12 protein-coding genes and 1 tRNA gene are annotated in these 16,280 nt (G+C 46.3%); 8 read left to right on the top strand and 5 right to left on the bottom strand.

What is annotated here, in order from left to right:
• Positions 1 to 146: 146 nt before the first annotated feature.
• Positions 147 to 1,793 (bottom strand): DUF6930 domain-containing protein, encoded by a 1,647-nt coding sequence (locus ACUVJL_RS38710; RefSeq protein ID WP_445250658.1) that lies wholly within the window; start codon positions 1,791 to 1,793, stop codon positions 147 to 149.
• 245 nt (positions 1,794 to 2,038) lie between these two features.
• Here ACUVJL_RS38710 and ACUVJL_RS38705 point away from each other — a divergent pair, with 245 nt between their 5' ends.
• From ACUVJL_RS38705 to cheB, 5 genes are all read left to right on the top strand, one after another.
• A complete protein-coding gene (locus tag ACUVJL_RS38705) occupies positions 2,039 to 2,392 on the top strand; it encodes a HesB/IscA family protein (RefSeq protein ID WP_445250657.1) in 354 nt (117 codons plus the stop codon).
• Positions 2,393 to 2,517: 125 nt separating this feature from the next.
• Positions 2,518 to 2,934 (top strand): tetratricopeptide repeat protein, encoded by a 417-nt coding sequence (locus ACUVJL_RS38700; protein ID WP_445250656.1) that lies wholly within the window; start codon positions 2,518 to 2,520, stop codon positions 2,932 to 2,934.
• A 198-nt stretch (positions 2,935 to 3,132) separates the two neighbouring features.
• On the top strand, positions 3,133 to 3,330 hold the full coding sequence (locus tag ACUVJL_RS38695; protein WP_006632682.1) for a hypothetical protein: 198 nt from the start codon (positions 3,133 to 3,135) through the stop codon (positions 3,328 to 3,330).
• Positions 3,331 to 3,549: 219 nt separating this feature from the next.
• A complete protein-coding gene (locus ACUVJL_RS38690) occupies positions 3,550 to 6,039 on the top strand; it encodes a hybrid sensor histidine kinase/response regulator (RefSeq protein ID WP_445250655.1) in 2,490 nt (829 codons plus the stop codon).
• A 191-nt stretch (positions 6,040 to 6,230) separates the two neighbouring features.
• A complete protein-coding gene (cheB, locus tag ACUVJL_RS38685) occupies positions 6,231 to 7,316 on the top strand; it encodes a chemotaxis-specific protein-glutamate methyltransferase CheB (protein ID WP_445250659.1) in 1,086 nt (361 codons plus the stop codon).
• A gap of 128 nt (positions 7,317 to 7,444) precedes the next feature.
• Here the strand turns inward: cheB and ACUVJL_RS38680 are convergent, their stop codons facing one another.
• Entirely contained in the window at positions 7,445 to 7,831 is a 387-nt protein-coding gene (locus ACUVJL_RS38680; protein ID WP_445250654.1) for a response regulator, read from the bottom strand.
• Positions 7,832 to 8,699: 868 nt separating this feature from the next.
• On the opposite strand from ACUVJL_RS38680, the gene ACUVJL_RS38675 reads away from it, so the two are divergent.
• Positions 8,700 to 11,381, top strand: coding sequence for a GAF domain-containing protein (locus tag ACUVJL_RS38675; RefSeq protein WP_445250653.1), 2,682 nt, complete (start codon positions 8,700 to 8,702; stop codon positions 11,379 to 11,381).
• Positions 11,382 to 11,482: 101 nt separating this feature from the next.
• Positions 11,483 to 11,554: transfer RNA gene (locus tag ACUVJL_RS38670), tRNA-Gln, on the top strand.
• Between the two features lie 162 nt (positions 11,555 to 11,716).
• Here ACUVJL_RS38670 and ACUVJL_RS38665 read toward each other — a convergent pair.
• Positions 11,717 to 13,009 carry an RNA-guided endonuclease InsQ/TnpB family protein gene (locus ACUVJL_RS38665; protein ID WP_445250652.1) on the bottom strand — a complete coding sequence of 431 codons (1,293 nt, stop codon included), beginning with the start codon at positions 13,007 to 13,009 and terminating at the stop codon, positions 11,717 to 11,719.
• A gap of 172 nt (positions 13,010 to 13,181) precedes the next feature.
• Positions 13,182 to 14,726, bottom strand: a complete 1,545-nt coding sequence (locus ACUVJL_RS38660; RefSeq protein ID WP_445250651.1) for a serine hydrolase — start codon at positions 14,724 to 14,726, stop codon at positions 13,182 to 13,184.
• 179 nt (positions 14,727 to 14,905) lie between these two features.
• On the opposite strand from ACUVJL_RS38660, the gene ACUVJL_RS38655 reads away from it, so the two are divergent.
• Positions 14,906 to 16,027, top strand: a complete 1,122-nt coding sequence (locus tag ACUVJL_RS38655; RefSeq protein ID WP_445250650.1) for an N-acetylmuramoyl-L-alanine amidase-like domain-containing protein — start codon at positions 14,906 to 14,908, stop codon at positions 16,025 to 16,027.
• Positions 16,028 to 16,099: 72 nt separating this feature from the next.
• Here ACUVJL_RS38655 and ACUVJL_RS38650 read toward each other — a convergent pair.
• Positions 16,100 to 16,280, bottom strand: a 181-nt coding sequence (locus ACUVJL_RS38650; protein ID WP_445250649.1) for a hypothetical protein, incomplete at its 5' end; no start/stop codon positions are given.

Here is a 16,280-nt window from a genome sequence, read left to right as displayed (position 1 = left end):
TGAATAATTTAAAAACTACGGTGCGCTGCGGCGCACCTTACAAATTACTTTTACCTCTTCCTTCTCACAACAGTCAACAGTCAACAGTCAACAGTCAACAGTCAACAGTCAACAGTCAACAGTCAACAGTCAACAGTCAACTAACTTTAAAACATCGGCATCAACTGAAGTGGCCCAATTCCCAACTCTTTAGCAGACACCCAGCGCACCTCAAACAAAGCGACCATATCCTTAAACTGAGGCTGACCGCGAGAAGCACCCATCAAGCCTTTAGCAATTACCAAACCGCACCAACCGTTGGTAAGTTTACAGCGACGCTCCCACTTTTGGCGAGCTTCCTGATGCACCGGATCATTTTCATTAAACTCCCCAAACAAATACAGATCCCCATTTTTAGTTTGCAAAATACCCAAGTCGTATTGCTCATCCTCAAAAGGATTTTCGCCCGGATTAAAACCAATTGCCTTCACCCCTCCAGCTTCTTTCAAATCCTGAATCATAGTTTTCGCCTTCGGATGAGAAGTTTGGATCATCACCACCGGCAAACCATCTCCGGCGGTATTAATATCAATTTCTGCCGCTTGGTGAAACTGGACAGTTGTGCGCAGAAATTCTACGGTTTCCCAAGGTACGGCACCGAGACTCAAAAATGAATTTTGCGGCACCAAATCGTCCCGCAGCAGTGGCATTTCAAATTCATCATCATCATCGTCATCATCATCGTCATCACCGAGCATCTGTAATAATTCCTCGGACACCTCGGGCATTGTCGAAACTTTAACGGATACCTGTTGAATTTCTCCATCTGACTGCGGAACTGGGATGCGGTAGCGACTGTTGAGATTGGGAAACGTCTCTGCTCCCAATTTCCGGCGGCTGTTGCGGAAAAAGCGGTGAAATGCTTCGAGAGCAACTAACATCGTGAGGGCTTCTTCTTCGTAAAGAATCGATCGCAATCCTTCTAAAGGATGCAGGTTGCCGAAATTTGGTTCAATTTCCGATGGAGGTAAATCGGCTAAATCAATTTCTTCTTCGTCGTCCTCATCAATATCGGTGGCACTTTCAAAGGTGAGAAACAAACAGTCTTGCCCTAAAAAAGCCTGTTCTAAATCTTCAAAAGATTCATCGTTGACGACTCGTTCTCGAAACCGCTTCAAGGATTCTAGAGAGCGGTACAGTAAAACTCCGTAATCCATTCTGCCTTGCCCCAATACGGACACGTAGAGGCTGGCGACATCCCACTGATTGATTTCAATAGATATAATTTGGTGTTCGCTCAAAGTCCGCCACGGAGCATCGTGCCAAATGTGAGCAGCTTTTTCGATTAAAACTTCAGCATACTGAGGGGGCAACTCAGGAGGTCTGTTGATCGCCACCTCTTCCATGCCGCGAAATATTTCGTCAATTAGGGGCAATTCCGGCACGTAGTCAATGGAAATGCCTAAATCTTGAAGTACGCCCCGCAGATAAAATTGAATTTCTCGGTTTTTGACTACTATTTTTTGGGGGCGGACTGCGGGAGCCGGACTTTGGGGATGTTCCATTGCCCGTAGCAGGGCCCGGACGATCGCCTCTGGGCCGGCATCTGGGCCTACCATGTCCATAGCCCTGACGACGCCTTCAGAGCCGTCCACCCAGAGAATGCACTCGCCACCTTCTTCTGGAGCGTCGTCGTCCTCTAGCATCATGTGCGAGTCAGCATTAGATAAGGGTCGGCGGTCGCCCTCCCACACGCTGGGAATTTGAGGTAAGTTTTGTAGCCGACGAAGAGTAGAGCGATTCAGCGCTGCCATAGAGTAAGCCCGTTGGGTGAAGCATTGTTGCGGTGCCGGTAGCCGGTCAACCGCTGCTTCTCAATCATAAACCCTATAGGGGGAGAGGACATCAAGCTGGGGAACGAGGCCCTACGGGAATTAAAAATTAGAAGGTAAAAATTCTGCCTTCAGCATCTAACCTTATGCCGGATGGCGAATGCCTGTACAATGGAGGGATAAGATTAAACTCTTAGCATTAGACAATCTCAGGAGTTCGGCCAATTATGACTCAAGCCACTTCACAAAAGCGGGGAATTCAAATGACGGACTCTGCTGTCCGTCAAGTTTTAGCTCTGAGAGAAAAACAAGGTAAAGACCTCTGCTTGCGGGTAGGGGTGCGCCAGGGCGGATGCTCTGGTATGTCTTACGTGATGGATTTCGCAGACCCCAGCACTGTGAGATCTGACGATGAAGTGTTCGACTACGACGGTTTTCAGGTAGTTTGCGATCGCAAGAGCATTCTTTATCTCTACGGTTTAGTTCTCGACTTCAGCGATGCTATGATCGGGGGCGGCTTTCAGTTTACTAACCCCAACGCAACTCAAACTTGCGGCTGTGGCAGTTCCTTTTCCACATAAATCGGAAAATAGGGCATTGGGGATTGGTAATTGCTAATTGCTGAGAATGCCTCCGACTGCCTTGCGGAGGCCGGCACCCAATGCTCTTTCCCATCTAAAATCTCAAATCCCAAATCTAAAATCGAATGACCCCTGAAGAATTATTTAAAGACGGTTTCGATCGCTACCAAGCTGGCGAAGCCCCGGCTAATCTGATCCCCGTGTTTAAAGAAGTGTGCGATAAAGCTCCCAAAAATGGCAATGCCTGGGCTAGCCTCGCGTGGCTCTACCTTTTAGAAAATAAACCCGCATCGGCTCAAAAGGCAGCAAAAACCGCCGTTAAATTGAACCCTCACGACCCCCAAGCTCGCATCAATTTAGCAGTAGCAATCCTTGAACTCAAAGAAAAAGGAGTGCGCCCCCACGTAGAAGTGGCTCAGCAACTGCTGATGGCTTCCGAAGAGTTGCTCGACGAAGTTAAAAAAAATTTTGAAGAAGGATTAAGCAGAAAACCGGACTGGAAGAGTCTCGCCCGCGTTAAACAGTGGCTTCTGGAGCCGTAACTGCGCAAACAATTCGACTGCGGGGCGGGGAGCGACGAAATAGGCTTTGCGGTTTATTACGATCTCGTAATAAATCAATAAATAACTTTATGGAAAACTCAGGAAGTCAGTGCTAGTATTTGAAAACTTAGACGATTGACAAACCCGCTTAGCGGTTTTCAGATTTTACTACGATAACTATCTAGGAGTTGTAAAAACATGAGCACTGACAGCCACGTTAACATCAAACCAGCAACCCGCAACCACAAAGGTTTCTTTATTCAGCCAGCTTCTTATAAGTTGATGAGCATCGATAAATCCGGCTGGGCCTTGATTTGCATGGACAAAGCAGTTTGTCACTATGTAGATCCGGATGATTTGCAATTGCCAAATAAATCAGGAATGTCTGAAGGTTAATTCTAAAGTTTTGAGAGACTTTAAGATGCTTTATTTGAGTAGCTGCCCTCCATGGAGGGCAGCATCTTTTTTTTGTGATAAAAAAGTCCGGCAACGCGCAGTGAATCGGCATTTAACGGATAGAAGTAATTAAGGAAGAATTACCAATTACCGATTACCAATTACCGATGACCAGTTACCGATGACCAGTTACCGATGACCCATTACCGAAAGATATATATGATTGAAGATGAAGAACTCCGAGATGTATTTAAAATCGCTAGTCAAGAACACTTGCAGAAACTAGACGATGGATTGCTGTACTTGGAACAACACCCAGACGACTTAGCTAAGTTAGAAGAATTGCTGCGGGAAACCCATTCTCTTAAAGGCGATGCTGGGATGCTGGAGGTAAAAAATGTAGCATCTTTAGCTCATCAAATGGAGCATCTTTTGGGAGGTGTCAAGCGGGGAGAAACTCAACTAGATCTAGATCTTAGGGATCGACTTTCGCAAGGTTTAGACGCCCTCCGCAAACTCGTTGACGAAGCCGTCACTGGCCAAGATTCCGGCGTCAATACATTTTACGTACTCGCTACCATGATGGGTGCTTCTAACCAGCCCCTGCCAGTCGCCCCGAATGCAGAGCCAGAATCTACACAAGTACCAGAAGAAGAATTAGTAAAAACGCAATTTACTGATTCAGAAACGCCGCCACCAGAAACAAACAGTGAAACTTCTTTCGCCACTGATTTATATAATAATTCCTCTTTGTTGACGCTACCATCCGAGCAAGAATTGCTGCTGGAATCTCAAAAGTTGCCGGCCGCTTCTGGATCCGCTGCTGTATCTGCTTCTCAACCCACTGTTAACGGTTCTTTGAGTTCGTCTTACCGCATAGAAACAATTCGCGTCGCTACCCAAAATTTAGACGATTTAATGACTCAAGCAGGTGAACTTACTGTTACCAAAACTCGGGTAGTACACCGACTTGCAGCTCTCGAAAAGCTCACAACTTTGTGGGAAGATTGGAGCCGAGAAGCTTTGATAAATCGGTTGGCTCTTCATCAAATAGAAAATGATAAAACAGGGTCTCAACAAAAGGCGATAGTCATGCAGTTACAGAATTATTACCAGCGGACTGAAGAACATTTAGAAAGTCTGGGAACTCTAGTAAATCGCTTGAACAATCGAGTTGATGAAGATACTGCCAGACTCGAATTAATTGCGGAGGAATTAGGCTCAGGAATTCGCACTCTCAGACTGCTGCCTTTGTCTACTATTTTTAATCTCTTTCCCCGATCGGTTAGAGACTTGGCGAAGCGGGAAGGAAAAGAAGTTGAATTAGTCATAGAAGGTGGGGAAATCCGAGTTGATAAACGCATTTTAGAAGAAATGAAAGACCCTTTAATGCACATGATCCGGAATGCGATCGACCACGGCATCGAGACTGCCGCTGAACGCAAGAAGCTCGGTAAACGTCCCGCTGCTACTCTCCGGATTAAAGGCTACCATACTGCTAGCAATATTATCATTGAAGTTGCTGATGATGGCCAGGGGCTGAATCTCGAGCGCATTAAACAAAGTGCTGTCAAGCGCAAAATCTGCACGCAGGAAGCACTCGCCACCATGACAGAAAGCCAAATTCAATCGCTGATTTTTTCTCCGGGTTTTTCCACCAGAACATTTGTTACTGAAGTCTCTGGTCGGGGAGTGGGTTTAGATGTAGTTCGGACTAATGTTGAAGCACTAAAAGGCAGCATTCAAGTTGAATCTGTCTCAGGAAAAGGATGCAGTTTGCGACTGCTACTCAGCACGTCTATAGCTACTGCAAATGTATTAATTGTAGCGGTTGAAAATCTTGCTTACGCGCTGCCAGTTGAGTTTGTTGACACTGCCAAACAGGTTGCTTGTTCTGATATTTTTCCCGTGGAATGTAAGGCAACTATACTTGCCGATGGTCAGCCGCTATCAGTTGCTTATTTGGCAGATGTACTAGAATTAAACCAGAAACAATTGCTGCCGAAAAATAGGGAGTGGAGACAGGAAAGTGGGAGAGAACTCAACAGAAAGATAGAGGGAGAATCCCTGAATCCAAATTCTCGGAAAATGTCTTGTATTATTCTGAAAGTCGGGGATGAAAGAGTGGGATTATTTGTAGATGCTTTGATTGAGGCACAGGATGTGGTGATTAAACCTCAAAGTCAATTGCTGAAACGGGTGCGAAATGTTTCTGGTGCAACGATTCTCGGGACGGGGGAAGTTTGTATGGTACTCAATCCCCACGATTTGATAAAATCTGTACGCCAGCAAGTTTCGTCGGGTGGGGTTTCTGGTGCGCGATCGCCCATTGAGACGGTCAGCAAAAAACAAGTTATACTTTTAGCAGAAGACTCGATCGCCACCCGCACTCAAGAAAAGCGCATCCTGGAAGGTGCGGGTTACGAAGTTGTGACAGCGGTAGACGGATTGGATGCTTTCCATAAATTGAAAACTCGCGATTTTGATGCAGTGATTTCTGACGTACAAATGCCAAATTTGGATGGTTTGGCGCTGACTGTTAAGATTCGGCAGCAAAAAGAATACAGTGATTTGCCGATAATTTTAGTGACATCTTTGGCGTCGGATGAAGATAAAAAAAGAGGGGCTGATGCCGGGGCAAATGCTTATATTCCTAAAGGTACTTTCAATCAAGATGTGCTGGTAGAGACACTAAAAAGGTTAGTTTAGTCATTAGTCATTAGTCATTAGTCATTAGTCATTAGTCATTAGTCATTAGTCATTAGTTATTAGGCATTAGGCATTTCTTATTTACTACGAATTAGCAAGACTCAAGACCAAGTGTCCAGTGCCAAATTTCCAGTGCATCAATGCCCAATTTACCATTCCCAATTTCCTATTCCCAATTTCCCCACAAACTGATGTTATCGCCCATTAAACTATTGTTAGTTGAAGATTCTCCAGTAGTTACGCTCATCCTCAAACGAATTTTTGAGTCGTCGCCAGAAATCCAAGTGGTAGGAACCGCTTGCAACGGATTAGAAGCACTAGAATTAATCCCGAAACTTCACCCAGAAGTAATCAGTACGGATTTGAACATGGCACCAATGAACGGGTTAGAATTCACGCAAGAAGTAATGAATAAATTTCCGCTACCAATTTTAGTAATTAGTGCTTCAGTGCAAGTGGAGGATACTCAGAAGGTATTTCAACTGTTAAAGGCTGGTGCATTGGATGTTTTTCCGAAACCGATTGGCGGGTTGGTATCAGATTACGATCGCCTGGCTAATCAATTAATAGCTAAAATTAAAATACTCTCAGGAGTGAAAGTATTTACACGGCGTCAAAAAATGGTGCAGACAGAAGATAATAACACACTTATAAAAATTAACCAAGAACCAGTTCCTAATTACAAGTTCTCCAACGAAAATGTTAAATCTCCAACTATTAAAGTATTGGCTATAGGGGCTTCTACAGGGGGGCCTCAAGCACTGTACACGATTATTTCTAAGCTTCCGGCTAATTTTCCAGTGCCTGTAATTTGCGTCCAGCACATCAGCGAAGGATTTTTGCAGGGATTGGTTAAGTGGTTGGCTTGTGAATCTAAACTGCAGGTTAAAATAGCTGATTTGGGGGAAGTGCCGCACGCTGGTATTGTTTATTTACCCCCAGAAAAACGTCATTTAGAATTGGATTCTCAAGGGCGATTTATTTATTCTCAAGCTGATAAATTCGCGGGACACTGCCCCTCAATAACGGTAACATTTAAGTCAGTTGCTAAATTTTACGGTCGGACGGCGGCGTCCGTTTTACTAACAGGAATGGGCCGAGACGGTGCTGACGGAATGTTGGCGATCGCCCAAGTCGGGGGGTTGACAATAGCGCAAGACCAAGCTAGTTGCGTTGTTTTCGGAATGCCCAAAGAAGCGATCGCCCTCGGTGCCGCCCAATATGTTCTACCCGTCAGTGCGATCGCTCCCCTACTCCTGGCCAAATTAAAAATTTAGGACTTACCCCGCAAATAGTGCAGAATACCCCGCCCCCCGACTTGTTAAAGAAGTCGGGGTTCCCGGCGGGCGAGATCAACTTTTTAGTTCATTAATTACTCAAAACTGAACTTTTTTTCTAAGTCCAATTATTTGATTTTGATAAACTTACCAATTACCTCGCGCAACTTATCAGCATCAAACGGCTTAGTTAAATACTCCGTTGCTCCGGCCAAACGCCCCTGTACCTTATCAAATGCTCCATCTCGCGCTGTCAGCATTATGATCGGCAAGTTTTGAAACTGAGGCAAGCTGCGCACCGTGCGACAGAGTTCCAATCCGTCAATACCAGGCATCGAAACATCGAGCAACAAAACCGAAATTTGTTCGTGATAAATCGTTGACAAAGCATCCACTGCATTGTCGGTCACGAGAACTCGAAACTCTTTGCTTAAAGCCTGTTTGACAAGTCCTTGCATCACGACGCTATCATCTACTGCCAAAATAGTTGGTACTTGACTGCTACTTGCAGGCATATTCTTCTCCCTGTTTATTTATAGTTCTAGAAAATACAAAACATAATTCCCGCCGTCATTTTTTGAGAGTTGCCTCTGTGCAATAATTGCCAACCCCCTTGGAGCGTTAGTAGAAACTTTACCCCTGTTTTTTTACCTCTAACTCGAAAAAAGTGATTGCCCGAGGGGTCGATCGGCGATTACAACAGTTGCCAAATCTGCATCCGGGCCCAGAAACCCTAGACGGTCGAGTTCGAGCAACTATTGTTACAAAGTTTAACATTTGGGCAATCTTTTGTAGTTCATCTCCTAACAGTAGTTGAACCGCAGGCTGCGGCACAGATTCGGTAAAGGACACTGGTATTGTGACACAAACCCATGATTTAAATCTACCAGCAAGCCAGCTACCCACGATTAGACAAGTCTGTTAAAATAAAATTAAACTGATTAAAAAATTCCAGGTAAGCAATCGCCATATATTTGGGAAAGGTGCTTCCTCCCAACAGAGGCTCTTAGATTTAGAGAGCCGGAGGTATTCAAAAGCATAGTCAACTAGAAGTAGAATTTATACAGTCTTAGATCGGGGTGATCTAACTCCCATAACTCAAAAGTTTCCCTGTCAGTCAAGAGGTTAGTCTGAGTTCGGCGCAATCCGCCGTTTGGCGGAACTTGCGCTCTGGGCCTCAAGGCACAAAATTCATAGCTGGCTTTTCTGGAAAGTATTGAGAAGGGCGGTTGCCAGCCACTAAACGTGCACTTACAGATGATGAAATCACCCTTGTATCTTGGTAAAAAAAAAGTGTTCAAGCTCCATAATATAGACTTATATCAGCTTCTCGGCTCTGCTCCAGAGGTGTGCTTAGACAATTTGGTCGGCTTGGCAGCTCAGATGAGCCGAACTCCTATTGCTTTCTTGAGCTTGATTGACGGTAACCGCCACTGGTTGAAATCGCAGTTAGGTATCGATCAAACTTTGGCCCATCGTTACCTGAATTTTTGCGCTCGCGCGATCGACCAAACTCCCGAAGAGTTCGCTGTTGGCTCAAACTCAAACTCGGAATTCGATCGGGCAATTCCCCTGCAAAAACCGCCAGTTGCTCCCGAATCTGCGATCAATGCAAATTCCTTCAAGGACCGGCCCGCCGCCATTGTCCGAGACGCTTCCACAGAGGTGCGATTTGCCGAGCATCCGCTGACTATTTCCTACCCCTTCGTGAAATTTTACGCCGGAATCCCAGTCGTCACCTCAGGTGGGCAGACGCTGGGAGTGCTATCCGTCATGGACTCTGTGCCCAGAGACTTGACAAAAGAAACGATAGAAGCCATAGAAGCTTTGGGTCGGCAAGTTGCAAGTTTGGTGGAGCTGCGCTGGCAATTAGCCAAAGCGCAGAAACAGTTGCCAGAGGTAGAAGATATCACCTCCGAGAGCCAGCAAATCTCGGAGTTAGTTCGTGGCTCGAACGGCTCCAGCTTGTGTTCCGGACAGACGCCACAGAGCGGCACGAGAATATACTACCGAAGAAAAAAGCTCCCGACGCTCGGGGAAACAGGCAAATCTCAATATTTATGGGAAAATTCAGCGGGCATCCGGCAGGCTCGCGATAGCAAACAAATCCGAGAAATCGTTGCCGGCTCCCGGGACACCTCCGAGCGCCAACTAACGGCAGCGTCGCTACAAGAGCTCACGCGCTTGGGAGCCCTGCAAGCTAAAATCGGTGCAGCCCTCGGACAAGGCGGGAAAATATCGGCTATCCTCAACCGCTGCACCGAGGCACTGGTAGATTACCTCGACGCCACAGGGGCGACGATATGGACGTTCAACCCGCAGACAGAGCGGTTAGAAGTGCAGGCAAATTCAGGATTCAGCAGCCAAGAGTGGGAACGGGAAATAGAATATTGGGTGCGACCAGAACCGGGAAAACTCCAAACGGCTCCTGTGTGCCTCATGTCGAACCCGTCTCTGTGCGCCATTGCCTATCCGCTGATTGTGGAGGAGCGGCTGGTGGGAGTGATGGCTCTGTGTACTAGGGCTTTGGCAAGCGAGGGAGCGCTAGAAGTTCTCGGCTGCATGGCTAACGCTATCGCCGTGGCTATCGATCGCCACGCGGCCCGAGAAGAATTGTTGAGCCGCCGGGAAGGGCTGCTGTTGGGCATCGCCAGCCAGATGCGGAATTCCCTCGACCTCGACAAAATTTTAGATACGGCTGTCAACGAAATTCGCAGCTTGTTGCAGGTTGACCAGTGCTACTTTTTGTGGTACTCAGTCTCGCGGCACGGGCAGCCAAGCTTTGCGATCACCCACGAGGCGGCAAATCCCGAACTGAAAGAGCGGCTCACAGAATACCCGATCAAACAAGTAACGCTGCTGGCCGAGAAAATTAGTCACCGCCAAACGCTCCGGATCGGCGACGCGGCAACAGCAGTCTGCATAGAACCAGCCACGCGAGCTTTTTTGACCAGTCTCGGGATTATTTCTAACCTGCTGCTGCCGCTCAAGACTCGCTCCGGTCAAATGGGTGCTGTAGTTTGCAACCATTACAGCAGCCGCCGTTCCTGGGCGACGAGCGAAGTGGAATTGCTACAAGCGGTGGTGGATCAACTGGCGATCGCGATCGACCAAGCCGAACTTTACGCCCAAACCCGGGCGGCAGCCTTAGCCGCTCAAACTCAAGCCCGCCAACTGACGGAAACTTTGCAGTGTTTGCAGCAGAAAGAAGCTCAGCTCATCCAAAACGAAAAAATGTCCTCTCTCGGTCAAATGGTCGCCGGCGTCGCCCACGAAATTAACAATCCGGTTAATTTTATTTACGGCAACTTGACTTATTGCAAGGAGTACGTGAAAGATGTGGTGGATTTGCTGCACTTGTATCAAAAGCATTACCCCGAGCCTTGCGACGAAATTATCCGCAAAAGGGAAGAAATGGATGTTGAATTCATAGTCCCTGATTTGCTGAAAATTCTGTCTTCAATAGAGATGGGAGCCGAACGCATCCGCAAAATTGTCCTGTCTCTGCGGAACTTCGCGCGGCACGACGAAGCCGATATGAAGCCGGTGGACATTCACGAAGGGATTGACAGCACGCTGCTGATTTTGCAAAGCCGCTTGAAGCCAAACGGGCTAATACCGGGAATTGAGGTAATTAAAGACTACGGCGACTTGCCGAAGGTAGAGTGCTATCCCGGACAGCTCAACCAAGTATTTATGAATATTTTGGGGAATGCGATCGACTCTTTGGAAAATCAGCCCGTACCCAAGACGATCAAAATCTCGACGGCCGTGATGGCCCGAGACTCGGAGGCTGGTGAGTCAGGAAACTCGAGCCCTCAAGTTGTGGTGATTCGGATTCGCGACAGCGGGCCGGGATTGGCGGAAAAAGCTAAATGCCGCTTGTTTGACCCTTTCTTTACCACTAAACCTGTGGGCAAGGGTACTGGGCTCGGCTTGTCTATCAGCTACCAGATTGTGGTGGAAAAACACGGAGGAAGCTTGAAGTGTATCTCCCAAGCCGGACAGGGAGCAGAGTTCTGGATTGAGATCCCGCTGCGTCGCCCTGCTGCTGTCAAAAAATAAACCAGGGGGCGATCGGTTTCAAAAAGATTTTTTAAATTTTATTCTCCAAAGGCTTGACAGATACCTGTGTCAGGGTGTTACTATAGTAAATGTTGAGACGTTGGGGCGTCGCCAAGTGGTAAGGCAGCTGGTTTTGGTCCAGCCATTCAGAGGTTCGAATCCTTTCGCCCCAGTTAAATTGTGTCCGATACCCTCAATTATTTCATAATTGTTTTGCCTCCGGGCTTTGCAGGGGAGAGAGGACGGAAGTTCGATCGTCCGGCTTGCACTGCGGTATCCTTCGGATCGAACCGGATTTGATATCAGATGAGTCCTAATAGCTGGTAAAAGTATAGTCATTTATAGGCATGGGAGGCTTCAAGTCCCTCCCCCTTCACTTTTACTTTGAGCGGATTAACCCGCCTCGGCTGAACTACGCAGCTCCCTATCCCATCGCTGAAGGCATTTGGGATTGCTTTTCTGAGGATGTTGTACGAAGCATTGATATCAGAATTAATTAACTGACCAGTCGATGTTTTGTACAAACCTCGCTTAATACGCTTACCAGTAAACATTGGCTTTTTTTCTGTTTTCCCGTAGACAGGGATTGGGTCTAGACCCACGAAGTTGGCCCGCGATGTGTAGGATTCTTCCTGCACAATTACTGTGATTCCCACCAACCGAGCTTTGTACTCCAACATTTCAATTAACCGAGAGTGAGGAATACTAACAAAGTTTTGGTTGGTTGGCTTCCCTAGATCAATTTCAGTTTTCCACTGTGCATTCTTGCCAATTACTAGCGTCCCAATTTGTTTTGTATTTAAAATCGCAACAATCACACGACTAGCATGATGCAAGTAATTATCAACTTTCTGATTGCGACAGCGAGTTAATCGCTGAATCCTGGGTGAGGTTTGACGATTCCCTTTTAACTGGGATTGTAATCGGGATTTGCGTTTGTTATAGAAATGGTTAATCGATTTTAATGGTCGCCCGTTAATCAACAAAGGGATAAATCCCGGCTGATTTGAAGTTAACGCCACTAAATTATCCAGTCCCAAATCAATACTAGCTACAGAGTTGGCATTGCCAAGGGTGGACTCCGGTTCACTTCGACTACGCTCAGTACAAGCATCATAAATCACCTCAATTACATAGGAATCACATTTCGGAACTAGTCTAACTTGACAAATCTGGTTGGGATTGACTTGGGTTTTAATTGAAAGTTCAGTGCCGGAAAGTTTAATGATTCCTTTCTTCAACTGTTTGCTGCTAATTGCTTGAATCGTGTAGACGAGAAGATTTCGCCCTTTAGTCTTATCTTTGTACTTTGGCAATTTTGGGCTACCCGTGAATTTTGAAGAGTCAGCTTTGTAAGCTTTAACGGCTTCAAAAAACGATTTCCAATTCTTGTCTAGCACCATCAAGATTTGCTGACTTACTTTAGCAGGCAAAGCCTTATATGCTTCGTGAGACTTCATCGATCGGTTCATTTCGTTGTAATTGACATAGCCCCACCCATAAATAAAACTCTGACGAATGACGTAATTGGTGGCATTGTAGAGGTTTTTGGACTTGAAAGCTAGTTCGTCTATTTGGGCGAAACGGTGTTCCGTTGATTTAATGATGTGCCTCTCTGTTAGTTGCATTTGAGACTTGCGTTTTTTGGGCTATGCGTATTCCTTATTCAACACTCACAACAATATAATACCATTATTGTTTATAATTGCTTATAAACTCAATGAAGTTTTACAATACCAACAGAGTCCATCGGTCCTACTAGATAACCTGTTGTACATTTAAATTGTATATTTGAATTCCCTATTGTCCACCCCTGGAACCTTCTCCCCCTAGAGCCTTCTCCCCCTCAAAATTGCTTGGTCCGCGAGCATTTAACCGATCGAAAACGTATCGGGAAATTGCGGGAAATGCTGTTTCGTCCTTGGCATAAGCCGGATTGTCTGCGAAAACGACTAAGATATAAATTGCGCGATCGTCTAAAGTTCTCACAAATGCCGCTTCGCTGCGGGATTTGGAGGTATAGCCCACTTTGGAACCAAAATAAATATTAGGTGGTAAAGATTCGCCCAAAAATCCTTGTATCGAATTGAGAGGGTCTTTTTTCCACGCCTTGGGGTCCAAGTCTCTCGTTAGCAAGTAAGCCATTTTACGGCTGGCGACGCTAGAAACCGCTTGTCTAGTATAGATTTCATATATTAATCTGGCGGCTTGGTCCGTAGTTACTTGATTGCGAATCGGCCCAGAAGGATCGCCCCGCAATTGCAAGTCGCGACCGATTGGCCCTTCTTGTCTTAAATAGTATATGGGATAATTTTTGGTGCTTATACGAATATCATTGTAGCCTGCTGACTGGAAAAATGTGTTAATTTGAGTGCGCTTTTTAAGCCATGTTTGCAACTCTTCTCCTGCCAGCCGTCCGCCGGATTTTGTATCTGTGATTTTGTCTAAAATCCTGCTGGCAGCATCGTTGTTGGAGACGCGAATCATTTGTTCTAGGTCGTCTTTAAAGGCAGATTCTCTTTGGGTAATTAGCCCTTTTTCTAGGGCTGAGTAAAAGGCTGCCATCCAAAATAACTTGGCAACGCTAGCGGGAAATCTGAGAGTTTGATTTTGATATCCGGCGAAGGTGTGAGTTTGGGAATTGCTGACATCCATTAAGGTAATTGATAGGGATTCTGCAGGCAGCCCTTTGCTGGTCGCAATGTTCACAGCTTCATCAACAATCCCTTGCAATTCTTGAGAGTAAACAGGATTGGGAGGTGTTTTGATATTGTAGCTGAAGGTAGGCTCGCTTTGACGAGCGGCTAAATTTTCCGATGTTTGAATTGTCGGCGGCGAGAGTGCTTCTTGAGGCAAGATGGCCTGTTGAGGCAAGATGACTGGCGGTTCTGGGGGACGGCGAATTCTGAAGGGCATTGTGACGAGCCAAAAAAACGCGATCGCCCCGCCAATTAAACACAAAATGTTACGGTATTTTAGCCGAGAAAATTTCGTCCTCACTCGGCGACGAGATGGGACTGGGCCTTCGCTGCTTTGGCGACGGGGCCCGACTAGGCGCTGGCTGCTTTGGCGTCGGGATTGGATTATACCTCTTGCATGAATCTTTGCTCGATCGGTCAACCGCAGATACAAGGTAGATGAACGCAGATTAACGCAGATAATTTCAAGAATTGAGAGCGACTTTTGCAACAAGTCTATGGGGCGTCGGATCTGGATTGGGCGACGAGATGGGACTGGACGCTCCCTGCTTGGGCGACGAGATGGGACTGGACGCTCGCTGCTTTGGCGTCGGGGCTGGATTGGGCGTTGGGGCCCGATTGGGCTGCGTCGGCGGTCTACTTGCATTACAGTGTTGTGGTATCAAACTCGCACGATCAGTTTATAATAGGGCGGCGTCTAAATGACAAGTGTGTCGATCGAGTCCGCTGTTGCCAATTTTATCTGTCTGCTAGGCTGATTTATACTTCTAATAATTGTAAAAATTTCAGGATAGCACTCAGTGGAAGCAAAATCCTTGGAAAAACATGAGAAATTTTTGGAGTCTGGCTGTTTTGGGATTTGCGATCGCCGGAGGGAATAATTTTTTGATCCCTGATGTTTGGCCATTTCAGTCTCAACCTGCTGCGGGAAATTTTGTCTCGCGACAAGCAGAAGGACAGGGCGCGGAGGTAGCAACTCAGTTGACAGCAGAAAGCGCAAATGGGGAAGTAACCAACAAGCAAACTGTTTCCAGTTTCCCGAGTTTGTTTTGGGACTTCAACAATTTACCGAAAATTTCCTATTCCGAATTGCTGTCGGTGCTGGCGAGACGACCAGACTCAAATAATACAGAGAGAAAAACCGCTGCACAACCTGAAGACATAGCACGTTTTGAACAGGTTGTACAGTATGCAAAAAAACAAAATTTGCACGATCGCTCGATCGGAGAAATCGTCCAGGCGATCGCGGATAATTTCCAAGGATTGCCCTACGCCGAGGGTTTGCTGGACAAATCCGGCGAAGAAAAGTTGATTGTAACGTTGAATAAATTTGATTGCGTTTTGTTTGTAGAAACCGTTTTGGCGATCGCCAGGGGCGTAGTAGTACAAGATTACGACTATCAAAATTTTGTAAATCGCATAGAAGAACAGCGGTATTTAAACGGTAAAATCAACGGTTATTGTAGCAGATTGCATTATTTTTCCGAATGGATTAACGACAATCAAAAACGGCAAACAGTGGAAAACATCACCGCTGAATTAGGCGGAGTACCCATGAATAAAACACTAAATTTCATGAGCCAGCACCGCAGCAGTTACCCGCAAATGGTCAAAGACGAAGCAACTTATCAGTGCATTGTCAACCAAGAAGCAGACTTAGCCAAAACTACTGTTTATTACATCCCGACAAATCAGATAAAAAGTCTTTATTCTCAGTTAAAACCGGGGGATATTGTAGCGGTAGCGACGGATGTTAAAGGATTGGATGTCACCCACACAGGTTTAGTCTACCGCAATGCTGACGGGAATATGGGTTTAATTCACGCTTCGCCGGCTGGGGAGGTGACAGTTGCTTACGACTTGCAGAGATATATTAGGAGAGCCGAAAGTGCGATCGGGATTGTAGTTGCTAGGGCGAAAACACCTCATTATAGCCTTTCTCAGTAACATGAGGTACTATCGGGCATCGGGCATCGGGCATCGGGCATCGGGCATCGGGCATCGGGCATCGGGCATACCTCACCACGCGATCGAACCGCTATAAATTGGTTTGTACTCGTAGGGTGCATCAGCTTGCATTATTTTAGCTGCAAATTCAAAATTTCTGTGCTGACGCACCCTACCAACTAAGGAATGAGAATTAAATAACTTCCACAAGTTTGTGGGATGGGCGTCCCGCCCGTCCAAAAAGGACGGGCGG

Origin of the sequence: Microcoleus sp. OTE_8_concoct_300 (genome assembly GCF_031383065.1) — a bacterium.
In the GTDB taxonomy this organism is placed as follows: domain Bacteria; phylum Cyanobacteriota; class Cyanobacteriia; order Cyanobacteriales; family Microcoleaceae; genus Microcoleus.
This window is presented reverse-complemented; position numbering and strand designations above follow the sequence as displayed.

Bases quoted from the DNA above. Each gene is read 5' to 3' on its own strand.
- cheB (WP_445250659.1), top strand. From the start codon at position 6,231: ATGTTATCGCCCATTAAACTATTGTTAGTTGAAGATTCTCCAGTAGTT.
- ACUVJL_RS38700 (WP_445250656.1), top strand. From the start codon at position 2,518: ATGACCCCTGAAGAATTATTTAAAGACGGTTTCGATCGCTACCAAGCT.
- ACUVJL_RS38660 (WP_445250651.1), bottom strand. From the start codon at position 14,726: ATGCAAGTAGACCGCCGACGCAGCCCAATCGGGCCCCAACGCCCAATC.
- ACUVJL_RS38705 (WP_445250657.1), top strand. From the start codon at position 2,039: ATGACTCAAGCCACTTCACAAAAGCGGGGAATTCAAATGACGGACTCT.
- ACUVJL_RS38695 (WP_006632682.1), top strand. From the start codon at position 3,133: ATGAGCACTGACAGCCACGTTAACATCAAACCAGCAACCCGCAACCAC.
- ACUVJL_RS38680 (WP_445250654.1), bottom strand. From the start codon at position 7,831: ATGCCTGCAAGTAGCAGTCAAGTACCAACTATTTTGGCAGTAGATGAT.
- ACUVJL_RS38710 (WP_445250658.1), bottom strand. From the start codon at position 1,793: ATGGCAGCGCTGAATCGCTCTACTCTTCGTCGGCTACAAAACTTACCT.
- ACUVJL_RS38675 (WP_445250653.1), top strand. From the start codon at position 8,700: ATGAGCCGAACTCCTATTGCTTTCTTGAGCTTGATTGACGGTAACCGC.
- ACUVJL_RS38665 (WP_445250652.1), bottom strand. From the start codon at position 13,009: ATGCAACTAACAGAGAGGCACATCATTAAATCAACGGAACACCGTTTC.
- ACUVJL_RS38690 (WP_445250655.1), top strand. From the start codon at position 3,550: ATGATTGAAGATGAAGAACTCCGAGATGTATTTAAAATCGCTAGTCAA.
- ACUVJL_RS38655 (WP_445250650.1), top strand. From the start codon at position 14,906: ATGAGAAATTTTTGGAGTCTGGCTGTTTTGGGATTTGCGATCGCCGGA.